Origin of the sequence: Paenibacillus xylanilyticus (assembly GCF_009664365.1) — a bacterium.
In the GTDB taxonomy this organism is placed as follows: Bacteria; Bacillota; Bacilli; order Paenibacillales; family Paenibacillaceae; genus Paenibacillus; species Paenibacillus xylanilyticus_A.
Genome location: NZ_CP044310.1, coordinates 3,713,744 through 3,726,840, shown reverse-complemented (window position 1 = coordinate 3,726,840; position 13,097 = coordinate 3,713,744). Strand labels below are relative to the sequence as shown.

Sequence of the window (13,097 nt, the reverse complement as noted above, 5' to 3'; positions counted from 1 at the left end):
ACAGGTACAGCTCAGATACCCCGGAATTTTTAGAACAAGAAGCGGGGTTTGTTTGACTGTGCCTTTTTTCGTTAACCTAAAACGAATGAAAGGGTGCTTTTTTTGTGTTCAACAAAAGTAAAAAGCAGATGAGTATTGAGAGAATCAGGGAGTCGCAAGAGATGTTTCGTTGCCCGTTATGCAGTAAACCGATGAACTTGATTCACTTGCAGAGCTTAATCTGCATGAATCAGCATTGTTTCGATATTGCCAAGCAAGGATATATCAATCTATCCTCACGCTCCATTAAATCTAAGTATGATAGACAAACCTTCGAAACCAGAAGAATAATTAGCCAGAGCGGGTTATTTCATCCCTTGCAGGCGGCCGTAAGTGAAATAATTTTGAGTCAAAACATGAGCAAAGAACCCATACGTTTACTGGATGCAGGTTGCGGAGAAGGTTCTCATTTGTATAACATACAATCCACAATAAATCAGAGAAAACGTAACGCTATATTGGCTGTAGGAATGGATATTTCAAAAGAGGGGATCAGTCTTGCAGCAGCGGAATATTCAAATGCCGTGTGGTGTGTTGCAGACATTGCAAACATCCCACTAGCTAACCAGCAATTTAATTTCATCATAAACATGCTATCCCCAGCCAATTATTCCGAGTTTCAGAGATTGCTCACAGATGACGGTTTGGTGATTAAAGTGGTTCCAGAGCAGCATTATCTAAAAGAAATCAGAGATATCCTCTACAAAGGAACAGATAAACAGGTCTATTCCAATACACCTACCATTCGTTATTTTAACGAACGGTTCGATTTAATAGCGGTTGAAGATATTCAATATCAAGTTAGCCTCAGTGAGCACCTCATTCCACCTTTGCTTGGGATGACTCCGTTATCTTGGGGGGCTTCACAAGAGGCCAGAGAACAGATTTTACAGATGGATTTGAGACAAATTACGATGGACTTTAAGATTTTAGTGGGTATGAAACCATCACAGAATTAGTGGTCTGCATTTATGATTAACTAATACCAAAGCCTCCATCAAGGCAGCCGATCAATGGATCGGCTGTTTTTTTGAGCGTTAATCCCAATATGTGGTACTATCATTGAAATAAGAACATCTGAAATGATCAAGGGGATGAGTCTATCAAGCAGCGTGGTGATATGCTCCTTGGCGCCATAGCGCCAGATGCAAACTCCGAAAAAGGGGATACCCATTTTCTGGGAGATCAATTCAAGTATGGCGTCAACAGGCGATGGAAATACGGGCGTTTCATCACTAAATATAAGGAGCGTATAACTGAGCCTTTCATACTGGGCTATTTAACTCATTTGGTAGCGGATGAAGTTTTGGGCTATGAAATCTTACTTTAGCGGTTTTGAAGAACGACTGAAAAAGGAGCCTACACTGTATGATCGCTATCAACATGACTTTCGATTGTGCAATGCGAAGCTGAATGAGATGTTTATTTCTGAAGGACTTTACGAAGCGCTAAATTCAGCAGTGTACATACCAATTATGGATGAACTTGATGAGAAGAATGTATTCGTATTGAAGAAACAGGCGCTGGAGGACTTTAACTATCCAGTAGAACATGTCCAGCAGGAGATGAGTGTTTTTTCGATAGACGAGATCTTGGCATTCATGGAACGCTCCGCCTATCGTGCCTTGGATGTATGTCGATCACAGCTAGGTACAATTCATACTTAAGTGAACCTCTATGCTCTTTTAGACATGCGATAAGCATACTGGCTTTCTTGTGGAAAAGGAGAATAAAAGATGTCCATAACATTTAAGAAATCAACCCTAGAAGATATTGAAACATTGCTTCTTCTTCAAAAAGCAGCGTTTCAAGAGGATTTGGAAAAGTACGAAGACTCTGAAACAAATCCAGCATGTGAAACCTATGGAAAATTGGCTGAAAATATTAGAAAATATCAACACTTTACCATTTTAGAGGGAAAAACAATTATAGGTGCGATTGATGTAAGAGGCAACGATGAGCGCATGCACATTGATAAGGTGTTCATTTCTCCATGTAATCAAAGTAAGGGCGTAGGTACTGCAGCAATTCAATTTGTGGAATCCCAATTTCCGAATACAAAATTATGGACCTTATATACACCGCATTTAAGCTTCCGTAATCATTACTTTTACGAAAAGTTTGGGTACCAAAAGACTAAAGAGGTTCAGCTTGCACAAAAACTGATTTTATTCAAATACGAGAAGCGAACAGAGTAATTCTGAAAAAATAGTAAAAATACTATAAATCGTAATGTGGGGCCATCTTATGATGGTCTTTTTATATTGGAGTAGCAGCTCTATGAAACATCAGGACGTTTGCAATCCGAGGCAGTCTTAGTTCAGGGTATCTCTCATGACTTGACCTTAGGTCTGACCTAAGGTATATGCTTAGTTCGTATTCCACGTATCAGAGGGGGTAAGCACTTGAAAAAGGAAATTACGATCAGCGAGTTAGCGAAACTGATGGGCGTGTCGGTCCATCAAATTCGTTATTTTGAGGAAAAAGGCATATTGATGCCGTCGTATATCGATGACAATCAATATCGCATGTATGGGATGAATGAGATTTACCGCTTGGCGCATATTTTACTTCTTCGTAAAGTTGGGCTGTCGGTAAGAGCCATCCGGGAATGGAGTGAAGAAGGTACCCCGGATGATATGCAGCGATTGCTTGTACAATCGGTTTCCAAGCTGGAAGCTGAAATAGACAGGCTGCGATCGTTAAGCGACTTTATTCGCAAGGTGCTGGACGAGAACGAGCACTACGGACAGGAGGGCACTTCCTTTCAGGTTATTCAACGTGATCAGCTTGTCCTGACTACATGGTTCGAGACGCACATGGAGAGTGAATTGGATGCTCGAATGTTGGTTCAGGAGGGGGATCCGCTGCCAGAGTTATTTGAAGCGGACATTCATTACGTATATGAGGGAGACGACCGTGTAATGCTGTGCACGGAAGTGCATGACGTGAAAGGCGATATCGCTTTTCCAGCAGGTGAATACTTATCTTACCGGTTTACAGTACATGGCGAAGAAGAACTGGAGCAGTACTTCAGTCAATTCCAGGCCTTTGCTGACCGCAGGGGCCTCATACTACATGGTTCACGGATTCTGGCGGAGAAGTCATACCTGTCGCTGTTTACCCAAGAAAGCTTATATTATGAAATGTTTGCACGTATTGAACATATCGGCGGCAATACAGTGGATGGTGACGGAAAGCGATGATCATCCATCCTGTCGTTCAGATGGAGCGAATGAAAGAGGAACATCAAGCTTCAGTCAGCCAACTGTTATTTCAAGGGTTTTGCAGTAAATTTGGTGCAAATTTGAATAACGCACAAATGATGATGTTGTTTGAAACGTGTCTCGCGCTGGATGAACAACAGGGGAAAAGCGAGCGCTTCGTTGCCATGAAGAAAGACGCAGTCCTTGGCAGCTTGAGCCTTCAGTTAAAGGCTCGGTCAGGTGAGCTCCGTTCGAGTATTACAGTAACAGAACTGCTTCCCTTGTGGAAAGGAATTCAAGACGTTGGGTGGCGGAGAGCACTCAGTTTTGTCCTACGATTGGCATGTTTGAGCCATCGTCCGGTACGTGGAGAAATGTATATTGCTGATCTAACCGTCCATCAACGGTTTCGGGGAACAGGAGTAGGCAGAGCGATGCTGGAATGGACCCTTCGCGAAGCATCTACAAGACCGGGAGTCCGATATGCGAGCTTGCATGTGTCAGGTAGTAACCTCGGAGCCAAACGGCTGTATGAGCGAATGGGATTCCGCACGCTTGAAGTACAGCGCAGCTCCCTCATGACATGGTTGTTTGACGAACCGGAATGGAATTACATGATCCATGAAGGATAGTCATTTTTAACGAGGAAGGGATGTAGAAAAAAGCGTGAAGAAAAAATGGGGAACGATGCTCTTGGTTATCCTGCTGCTGATAGGAGGGACGGGTACAATTATTTTATGGCAAAATAGCTTTGATATGGTCCAACGAGCTGTGCAAATAGAAACGCCCCAAGGTCAATTGACGGGGGTGTTAACGCTTCCCGCCAAATACAGTGGCAAAGTGGGTTTAGTATTATTCATTCATGGCGACGGGCCGATCGACGCGACACACAACGACGGCTATAAACCGCTGTGGGAGCGGCTTGCTGGGCTTGGTTATGCTTCACTGTCGCTGGACAAGAGAGGAATCGGCGGATCGGAAGGCAGCTGGCTTGACCAGCGCATGGAAGATCGGGTAGAGGAAGCACGGCAGGCGCTGGCGTGGGCGAGGCAGCAACCGGAAATCGACGCGAGTCGCATAGGCGTATGGGGCGCAAGTCAGGCAGGATGGGTCATTCCCAAGCTGGCTGGCAAAGAACGGCTAGCCTTCAGCATTCTGGTCTCTCCGGCAATCAACTGGCTGTCGCAGGGAGAGTACAACACACGGAGTGAAATGGCTAAGGAAGGGCGCTCCATGAATGAGATTGAGCAACAGGTTAAAGAGAATAACCGTATTAAGAAGCTGCTGATCGCAGGCAGTTCCTATGAAGAATATGTGAGCCTCGCCGGGCAAGAAGATGCCATGTCCAGAGAACGCTGGAGATTCGTGAGCCGCAACTACACTGCCGATGCAACAAACGATATCGCGAATTTTGAGTCCCCTGTCCTGCTACTGCTCGGCGATCAGGATATAAACGTCGACGTGCAGGAAACGGAGAGGGTTTACAGGGAGCATGTATCGCCATCGGAATTATTACGAGTCAAACTCCTGCCAGACACGGAGCACTCCATGCTGTCCGTCTCTACGGCCGAATCACCTTGGCGTGCATTATTGATCAGTTTGTTTGCCCCGCGTAACATTACAGTGAAGGGATATATGGATGAAATTGAGGATTTTCTCCGATCCATTACTCCAAATTAAAGAAAGAATTCTCTGCACGTCTTACTATGATAGAATTAATGCAGTTTGGATGATGGATAAGCGGAGGATAGAAGTATGAATAAAACGGAGCGGCATCTTGCAATTACCCTTGAGTTACAGCGCAGCAAAACGCTAAGGGCAGAAGATCTGGCTTCCCGGTTTGAGACAAGTGTACGAACGATATATCGGGATATGCAAGCACTAAGCGAAGCTGGGGTGCCAATAATAGGAGCACCTGGTCAGGGTTACTCTCTTATGGAAGGATATTTTCTCCCCCCAGTTAGCTTTACAGCCGAAGAAGCCGTAGCCCTGCTCATGGGGGCTGATTTTATCGAACAGAGATTGGATCATACATACGCACATGAAGCCAAGTCGGCTCAACGTAAAATTGAAGCAATTTTACCAGAATCCGTTCGAAATGAATCTACACGAGTTCGGGAAACCATGCGACTCCTTCATGGAAGTGATCCCTTAGCTGGAGAGACGGTTAAAACGTACCTTAAGCAAATACGCAGCGCCATTTTGGAAAAGCAAAAGATTCGTTTTATGTACCGTAAAAAAATGCCGGGGCCAGACGGGAATCGAAGCAATCTCCGGGAGGTTTCTCCATATGGATTATCCCTTTTGCATGAACATTGGGTTTTAATCGCGCACTGCGATATGCGACAAGACATTCGTCATTTCCGACTGTCCCGAATGACGGAACTTCAAGTATTGGAGGATCGCTTCCTTTTACCGGATAATTTTGACCTAAGCAAATATCGGCCGTCTGATGATCGGAATGTACGGGTACTAATCAGGGCTAACCCTGAGATAGCAGACAAGATTATAGAGGGAGTCAACTTCTATATCGAAGCCATAGAAGATCATGTGGACGGTGTGAATTTTCATTTTCGTGTCCGGCATACGGAAGAACTATTGCATCATTTGCTTGGCTGGGGTGGGGATGTTCAAGTGATTGAGCCGGAGTCTCTGCGCTTGCGAATTCAAGAAGCTGCGAAAAATATCTTAAAACACTACTGACATACCCCTGTCAGTAGTGTTTTTTTATACTTTGATTATATCTAAGATGAAAAGGGGTTGCTAGAAGGATGAAAAACACACTTCAGGTATTAAAAGCTTTTGAAAATGCGGTAGAGAGGTATTTGGCTGAATTGAAACAGCTGGGTATGGAGCAATTACATAGAAAGACGGATGAGGAGGAATGGTCCCTAGGACAGATGTATATGCATTTGATTCAATCAGCGCTCTTTATGCACCTGCCTAATATAAAACAATGTTTGGTTCACAGCGGACCATTGGTACATTCGAATAAGGGAAAAACGGAGCTGGGGGAAAGCGTGTTCGAGCAAGAACAATTTCCGGCCATTCGAGTTAAAGTCCCTGCTTCACCGCAATACACTCCGAAGTCACCGGAGAACAAGGAGCAGCTGGTTGAAGGGCTGCATCAAGTCATTGAAGAAATGAGGGACATAGAAGCTGTTTTACGCCCATCGCCTGCAACGGATAAAGTCATTCACCCAAGACTTGGGGCACTGGACGCCCAGGAATGGTTTTTATTGATCGAAATGCATTACAGACATCACTTTTTGCAATTGGATCGTTTGAAGATGGAATTAGGCATTGGGCAGAGAGAAGGGGAAATCTAATGTCGGTTATAACAAATCAGACAAGCAGATATTGGATTGGCGTTGTTTCTGCTTCTCATGTCCATACAGCCGTAGAAGGCGGATTTGCACAGTTGTGTCACGGCAAGGCAGCATCACTGCGTCTGATGTCCCCTGGTGATTGGCTGATATACTATTCTCCGCGCACAGACATGTCAACAGTGAAGCCGCTCCAGGCATTTACCGCTATTGGCCAGGTGAAGGACAGCCCAGTCTACAAATATCAGATGACGGAATCATTTGTACCCTTCCGCCGGGATATCCGTTATGTTCCGTGTCGGGAAGTAAAGATTGCCTCTCTATTAAACGAACTCGACTTTACACGCGGAAATCGAAATTGGGGATTTACATTCCGCAAAGGACATTTTGAAATTGGGGTCGAAGATTTCATGACAATCGCTGCCTCCATGATTGATCATGAAGACTTTCAAATTTGTTAGCAATGCAGCTCAATTCTATTTTAAGTATTGCTTGCGAAATTGCAGCGGAGAAAAGCCGAATTCCCGTTTGAAGCAGGACGAAAAATACGGGGAGTAACGGAAACCCACTTCCTCGGCGACCCGGTCAATGGACCAATCGGTCGTGACCAGGAGGCGTTTGGCCCGCTCCAGCCGAAACTGCTGCAAATAATCGGATGGGGTACATCCGTATCTCGACTTCATGCATCTTACAATATAGTTTGGATGAAAGTGCAGGGCGGACGCGATGGCTTCATTGGTGACTTTCTCCCGATAGTTAGCTTGAAGGTAAGCCGCAGTCCGTTCGGCCAATCGGGAAGCCACCGAATCCGTTCGGCCGAAACATTCTTCTTCAAGCAAGCTGAGGAGTTCTCCAAGAAGCTGCTGTTCCTGCCAAAAGGAAAGCGTAGACGGCTGGGTGAGCAGCTGTTCTACCATACCGAACACCGTACGTGAGTCAGTCAAATGCATGTATTTTGGCAATCGCAGCGTGTAAGGGTTAATAAATGGTCTGGTTGTGTAAGGGGATGTATTGTTCTCCACTTCCTCTGCCACTGATGCATCACGCCTTGGTGCATGCTCAAAGTGAACCCAGTAAAAAACGGTATCCTGATCGCAAGGTCGGATCGGATAGTGTTCTCCATCAGGCAGCAGCAGCAGCATGTCTCCCTCGGTTAGTGTCCATTGTGATCCGTTCTCGCCGATGTACATCTCTCCGCGGACAAGGATCAGCAAATCATACGCCCCGATGTTGCTGCGATGGGGATGCTGATCCCCGCTCCTATACTCTGTCAGGCCCGATCCCAAATAATAGGGGAGTGGGGGCATATGAAGTTCAATCATGGTGTCTTCACCCAGAACGTTCACATCCTTTCGCTTGTGTCATATTTTATAGAAAATGGTTCATTCCATTCCTATTAAGTCGGTTATACCAAGCATATAATTGAGTTCGTAAAGAGTCAATTAATATAGGAGGTACTACTGATGCAGACAACACAGGTTCATATCCGGGACTCATTTTGGGAGGATTATTCCACACTGGTACGTCAAACAGTCATACCCTATCAATGGGAGGCATTGAATGATCGTATCGAAGGAGCGGAACCCAGCTATGCCATTCACAATTTTCGAATTGCTGCCGGTCTGGAACAGGGCGAATTCGGCGGATGGGTGTTTCAGGATAGCGATTTATATAAATGGTTGGAAGCGGTTGCTTATTCACTGCGGAGTTATCCTGATCCCGAATTGGAGAACACCGCAGATGGAGCAATCGACCTCATTGGGCAGGCACAGCGGGGTGACGGATATATCAATACTTATTTTACAATCAAGGAACCGGGCAAAGAGTGGACAAATATGTATGAGGCCCATGAACTGTACTGTGCCGGACACCTGATCGAAGCTGCGGTGGCCTACGCTGACGCAACGGGCAAACGTAAGCTTCTTGACATTGCATGTCGTTTCGCTGACTTAATCGACAAGCTCTTCGGTACGGGAGAGAACCAGAAACGGGCATACTGCGGGCACCAGGAGATTGAACTGGCTCTCGTCAAGTTATATCATGCAACCGGTGAGGAACGTTATTTGAATCTTAGCCAATATTTCATTGATGAGCGGGGCAGCAGCCCGAGTTATTTTATCCAGGAATGGGAACGGGGAGGCAGAACTAACATCTGGTCACAAGGTTCGCCGGACTTGGAAATGTACCAATCCCATCTTCCGGTACGGGAACAGACAGCAGCCGTGGGACACTCCGTACGTGCCGTTTACATGTATACGGCCATGGCCGATCTCGCCCGTTTGACGAAGGATGACAGCTTGCGAGCGGCGTGCGAACGGCTGTGGGCCAATACAACTCGCAAACAGATGTACATTACGGGAGGCATCGGCGCGACACATTTGGGCGAGGCGTTCACTTTCGATTATGATCTGCCGAATGACGCCGTGTACGCGGAAACTTGCGCATCCATCGGACTGATCTTCTGGGCGCGCCGCATGCTTCGTCTGGAGGCGAAGAGTGAGTATGCGGACGTGATGGAACGTGCGCTGTACAACAACGTGCTTGGCAGCATGTCCAAGGACGGCAAACACTTTTTCTATGTCAACCCGCTTGAAGTATGGCCAGAGGCCAGCTTGCGCAATCCGGACAAACATCATGTAAAACCGGTCCGTCAGAAGTGGTTCGGCTGTTCCTGCTGCCCGCCAAACGTCGCTCGCTTGCTCAGCTCGCTGAACGATTATATCTACGATGTCTCTCCAGAAGAGAATGTGGTTCATGTACATTTATACATTGGCAGTACGGTAGAATTCACGTCTGCGGAAGGCCGGGCAGTCAAGCTGAGTCAAGATTCGGAGCTTCCTTGGAACGGAAAAATCAACTTCAACATCTCGCTTGCTCCAGACAGCTCAGAGGGTGCTGCATTTACACTGGCGCTCAGAATTCCAAACTGGTTCCAGAGTGGGCAGCCTGTTTTGCGAGTGAATGGCGAAGAACAGGCATATACATTGAACAATGGTTATGCTCATATCCAAGGAATATGGTCGGAAGGAGATGCATTGGAGTGGTTACTGCCACTTGAAACGCACTTGATTGAAGCTCATCCACAGATTCGAGCTGATGCAGGCAAAGCAGCCATTCAGCGTGGACCACTTGTGTATTGCGTGGAAGAGGCGGATAACGGAGCGCCGCTGGCTTCATTATCCATTGCCGAAGCAGCCAATTTAACAGAGCGCGATGCACCGAATTTACTTGGCGGCTGCGTTGTTGTGGAGGGCGACGGACTGACTGCAGATGGGTCAGCATGGCCAGAGGATCAACTGTACCAACCGATTCGCAAACCTCGCATTCCGGTACGTTTTACCGCCATTCCTTATTATCTGTGGGGGAACCGTGAACCGGGTGAAATGAGCGTCTGGCTGGGCAGTTGAAGCGTGGGTCCTCGAAGCAACTCCATCGTTTGAAGAGGTTGAATGGCAACTGAACATAACGCGTGGTTTCAATATTGGCAGGACAGAAGGTCCCTCGTATATTAACGGGGGACTTCCGCCGTGTCTGGCCTTTTTTGTAACCCGGAAGCGGAGATGAATGCATGAAACCAGAACATGTACGAAAATCCCGTATCGAACGAATTACGCTCAAAAATCGAATTCTTTTCCTTTTTGCGGCCGTAGCCCTCATTCCTTTCCTTTTATCCTGCTATCTATCCTACCGAACAATCCATTCCATTTTGACGACCAAATTGCAATCCGGGATCCAAAGTAACCTGAAACAGGTGACCCTTTCCTTGGAAAACACACTCAGCAACCTGAATCATGTGTCTCAGCAGCTCGCCTTCGAGGGGAGCATTGGTAAACAGCTGGAGCAACTCATGCTTGCGGATCAACCATATGACCGCAGTTATTTGACCGACCAGATCAAAAATCAGCTGAACCTGATTGCGTTTACCAATCCCAATATCGGGTTATCGATGTACTATTTTCGTGAAGACGACACCTATCTCTTTGAAACTATGGGGGTGAAAGACTCATTCGATCCGGAGAATTTGCCGATCATGGCGAGTTATTACGGAATCACGTATTTCGGGCCTCATATCAGTAACGACAGGTTTAACGATCAATATGTTCTTTCTGCGCTGCGAAAGGTGGACCTGCCTGAACGGGACGATGCGTATGTATACATTGAAACCGGGTTTAATCTGACACAGAGCATTCTTGATCTGGATGATGTCAGTAAAAATACGGCCCACCTCATTTTGGATAATCACGGACGCATCTCTTACAGTGAGTTAAGGGACGCTTTCCCTGAAAACGCAAATTTCCCAGTTTCCGGCCAGCTCTCTGAACCTTCTACAACTTCGGGAATCGCTTCGGGCTATTACTGGTACCAGCAATACAGCAACCAGGGATGGAGTGTTGTGTCGCTCGTGTCCAAAGCAGATTATGATCAGGAGAAAAACCGCTGGATCATGCAGATGGTTCTGTTAACCGTGTTATCCGCCGCAGTCAGCTTGGCCATCGGCTGGTTGCTGTGGAAAATGGTATATCGGCCGTTGTCCCAATTCCACCGGGAAATGAAGCAGATGCTGAACAGCAACTTCGACGGGGTCGACGCGAATTCGCGCATACCTGAATTTGAGATGCTGCTCACACAATTCGGACGAATGAAGTCCCACATTGCAAGGTTGTATTCCGAAGTGGAGTTAAAGGAGAAGCGCAGGGCAGACCTGGAAATTGAAAAGCTGCTCTACCAGATCAATCCACATTTTCTGATGAATACGCTCGACACTGCGCACTGGCTGGCCGTCATGAATGGACAGGAGGAGATCGATCGGCTGGTTACTTCGCTGAACAAGCTGCTGTATTATAATTTGCGCTTGGGCGGTCAGAGCTCAACCATACGGGAGGAGATTGATTCGCTCAAGCAGTATCTGATCCTGCAGCAGATTCGCTATAATTTTCAATTCGATGTTGGCATTCATATCGATGACAAGCTGCTTAACGTGCCCGTGCCGAGGTTTATTTTGCAGCCGCTCGTTGAAAATTCGCTGTACCATGGACTGGATGACAAAGGAAGAATCGAAGTTGAAGTAAGCAGGCACAACGACCGGCTTGAAATTTCGATCAGAGACAACGGCAGGGGAATCTCCGAAGAAAAGATCAAAGCGCTGCTGGAACAAGAACAGGCCGAGCGTCATCGGGTCGGAATGGGGATTGGCATGAATTATGTTAAGCGCATGCTGGAGTCTTATTATGAAGGCCAAGCCAGTATGAACGTATCCAGCGAACCTGGGCAAGGAACCTGGATTGTCATTGAGCTGCCAATTCACTGTGAAGGAGAGGGGAAATCATGATTGACGTACTCATCGTCGATGACGATCAACTTGTGCGCAAAGGGCTTATGCTCGCAATGCCTTGGGACAGATTTGATATGAGGATTGTTGGCGAAGCGGGAAACGGAGAGAAGGCGCTTGAATTTCTGTCTGAAAACCACGTCGATCTATTGATTACGGATCTGGCCATGCCTGTCATGTCAGGGATCGAGTTAATCCGCACCACTCGTAAGCTATACCCGGATCTGCCAATTGCGGTTCTGACCCTTCATCAGGATTTTGAATACATTCAGGAGGCACTCCGTCTGGGTGCCATCGATTACATTGCCAAAGTGCAGCTTGAGAAAGAACGGTTCGAGGAAGTGCTTGGGCGCATTCATGACCGTATTCAGGCCGACAGGCGAAAACGATTCAATGACGAAGCCACGATGGAATCCGGAAAGGATGCGTTATTTTATGGGGAGCAAGGAAAAGAAACTCCATCGTTCGATGAGTCGCGCTGTGAACGTGGACGGCCCGGGTCATCAGTCGTTGAAGCGAGCGATGTGAGTGTTAAGGACAAGTTGCATTCGTTTCGCTGGGTGCATGAAGAGTCTTATATGGTTGAACTTCTAGATGATTTGAAAACCATGAGATTACCTGTCCCCCGATTGATGCAGTTGCTGTACGGCGTAACGGAAGACTGGAACCGCACGTTTAAAAATATCGTCAGCACGGAAATGACAATACCTGTACATTTTGCATCATGGAACGATGTGGTGGAATGGATGGCGAACTTTCGGACAGAAGCACTACGTTTATCGGGTGGGCAGTATCTGCGCAAGGAAGTCAGCAGCAGTATCATGACCGCCGTCAAAATCATACATGACGAGCTGCAGAATCCACTATTCGCCAGCGATGTATCGAAGCGGGTCAACCTCAGCCGAAGTTATTTCAATCAATGCTTCAAGGAAATGATGGGTTATTCGTTTAACGAATATCTCCGCAAAATTCGGATCGACAAGGCGAAGGACTATCTGACTCAAACGGCCAAACCGATTGTCTGGATCGCGGAACATACAGGCTACGCGGACGAAAAATACTTCAGCCGGATTTTCCGTGAGCAGGTAGGCATGCTGCCAAGCGAGTACCGCAATGCACCAAGAAGAGGGTAGACGAATGGAGAGAAGGTAGGATGAATGAATTGTAAGCGTTAACAAAAACAGACGTTTCACCTCC

At 46.8% G+C, this 13,097-nt stretch carries 13 protein-coding genes; 12 read left to right on the top strand and 1 reads right to left on the bottom strand.

All coding sequences use genetic code 11. The annotated features are described in order from the left end of the window. The first annotated feature begins 104 nt into the window (after positions 1–104). The 9 genes from F4V51_RS16525 (at position 105) to F4V51_RS16485 (ending at position 7,032) form a co-directional block, all read left to right on the top strand. On the top strand, positions 105–998 hold the full coding sequence (locus F4V51_RS16525; protein ID WP_236146572.1) for a putative RNA methyltransferase: 894 nt from the start codon (positions 105–107) through the stop codon (positions 996–998). Positions 999–1,352: 354 nt separating this feature from the next. Further along, positions 1,353–1,706, top strand: coding sequence for a hypothetical protein (locus tag F4V51_RS16520; protein ID WP_153978875.1), 354 nt, complete (start codon positions 1,353–1,355; stop codon positions 1,704–1,706). A gap of 69 nt (positions 1,707–1,775) precedes the next feature. After that, a complete protein-coding gene (locus F4V51_RS16515; protein WP_153978874.1) occupies positions 1,776–2,237 on the top strand; it encodes a GNAT family N-acetyltransferase in 462 nt (153 codons plus the stop codon). A gap of 207 nt (positions 2,238–2,444) precedes the next feature. After that, positions 2,445–3,245 (top strand): helix-turn-helix domain-containing protein, encoded by an 801-nt coding sequence (locus tag F4V51_RS16510; RefSeq protein WP_153978873.1) that lies wholly within the window; start codon positions 2,445–2,447, stop codon positions 3,243–3,245. Beyond that, complete coding sequence (locus F4V51_RS16505; protein WP_153978872.1) at positions 3,242–3,877, top strand: GNAT family N-acetyltransferase; 636 nt, start codon at positions 3,242–3,244, stop codon at positions 3,875–3,877. Before F4V51_RS16510 ends, F4V51_RS16505 begins: the two co-directional genes overlap by 4 nt. A gap of 34 nt (positions 3,878–3,911) precedes the next feature. After that, positions 3,912–4,925, top strand: coding sequence for an alpha/beta hydrolase family protein (locus F4V51_RS16500; RefSeq protein WP_153978871.1), 1,014 nt, complete (start codon positions 3,912–3,914; stop codon positions 4,923–4,925). Positions 4,926–5,000: 75 nt separating this feature from the next. Then, on the top strand, positions 5,001–5,948 hold the full coding sequence (locus F4V51_RS16495; RefSeq protein ID WP_153978870.1) for a helix-turn-helix transcriptional regulator: 948 nt from the start codon (positions 5,001–5,003) through the stop codon (positions 5,946–5,948). A gap of 68 nt (positions 5,949–6,016) precedes the next feature. Beyond that, a complete protein-coding gene (locus F4V51_RS16490; protein WP_153978869.1) occupies positions 6,017–6,574 on the top strand; it encodes a DinB family protein in 558 nt (185 codons plus the stop codon). Further along, the gene (locus F4V51_RS16485; RefSeq protein ID WP_153978868.1) at positions 6,574–7,032 is read left to right on the top strand and encodes an EVE domain-containing protein; all 459 of its coding nucleotides are present in this window, start codon (positions 6,574–6,576) and stop codon (positions 7,030–7,032) included. Before F4V51_RS16490 ends, F4V51_RS16485 begins: the two co-directional genes overlap by 1 nt. A gap of 15 nt (positions 7,033–7,047) precedes the next feature. On the opposite strand, the gene F4V51_RS16480 is transcribed toward F4V51_RS16485, so the two are convergent. Next, a complete protein-coding gene (locus F4V51_RS16480; protein WP_201281157.1) occupies positions 7,048–7,893 on the bottom strand; it encodes an AraC family transcriptional regulator in 846 nt (281 codons plus the stop codon). Positions 7,894–8,034: 141 nt separating this feature from the next. Between F4V51_RS16480 and F4V51_RS16475 the strand changes: the two genes are divergently transcribed. The 3 genes from F4V51_RS16475 (at position 8,035) to F4V51_RS16465 (ending at position 13,033) form a co-directional block, all read left to right on the top strand. After that, entirely contained in the window at positions 8,035–9,978 is a 1,944-nt protein-coding gene (locus F4V51_RS16475; protein ID WP_153978867.1) for a glycoside hydrolase family 127 protein, read from the top strand. Between the two features lie 161 nt (positions 9,979–10,139). Then, positions 10,140–11,900 carry a sensor histidine kinase gene (locus tag F4V51_RS16470; RefSeq protein WP_153978866.1) on the top strand — a complete coding sequence of 587 codons (1,761 nt, stop codon included), beginning with the start codon at positions 10,140–10,142 and terminating at the stop codon, positions 11,898–11,900. Beyond that, a complete protein-coding gene (locus F4V51_RS16465; protein ID WP_153978865.1) occupies positions 11,897–13,033 on the top strand; it encodes a response regulator transcription factor in 1,137 nt (378 codons plus the stop codon). Before F4V51_RS16470 ends, F4V51_RS16465 begins: the two co-directional genes overlap by 4 nt. Positions 13,034–13,097: the final 64 nt, after the last annotated feature.

What these genes read in the sequence shown, in the direction of transcription:
- F4V51_RS16520 (WP_153978875.1), top strand. Translation starts at nt 1,353, where the DNA reads ATGAAATCTTACTTTAGCGGTTTTGAAGAACGACTGAAAAAGGAGCCT.
- F4V51_RS16515 (WP_153978874.1), top strand. Translation starts at nt 1,776, where the DNA reads ATGTCCATAACATTTAAGAAATCAACCCTAGAAGATATTGAAACATTG.
- F4V51_RS16505 (WP_153978872.1), top strand. Translation starts at nt 3,242, where the DNA reads ATGATCATCCATCCTGTCGTTCAGATGGAGCGAATGAAAGAGGAACAT.
- F4V51_RS16495 (WP_153978870.1), top strand. Translation starts at nt 5,001, where the DNA reads ATGAATAAAACGGAGCGGCATCTTGCAATTACCCTTGAGTTACAGCGC.
- F4V51_RS16490 (WP_153978869.1), top strand. Translation starts at nt 6,017, where the DNA reads ATGAAAAACACACTTCAGGTATTAAAAGCTTTTGAAAATGCGGTAGAG.
- F4V51_RS16485 (WP_153978868.1), top strand. Translation starts at nt 6,574, where the DNA reads ATGTCGGTTATAACAAATCAGACAAGCAGATATTGGATTGGCGTTGTT.
- F4V51_RS16480 (WP_201281157.1), bottom strand. Translation starts at nt 7,893, where the DNA reads ATGATTGAACTTCATATGCCCCCACTCCCCTATTATTTGGGATCGGGC.
- F4V51_RS16475 (WP_153978867.1), top strand. Translation starts at nt 8,035, where the DNA reads ATGCAGACAACACAGGTTCATATCCGGGACTCATTTTGGGAGGATTAT.
- F4V51_RS16470 (WP_153978866.1), top strand. Translation starts at nt 10,140, where the DNA reads ATGAAACCAGAACATGTACGAAAATCCCGTATCGAACGAATTACGCTC.
- F4V51_RS16465 (WP_153978865.1), top strand. Translation starts at nt 11,897, where the DNA reads ATGATTGACGTACTCATCGTCGATGACGATCAACTTGTGCGCAAAGGG.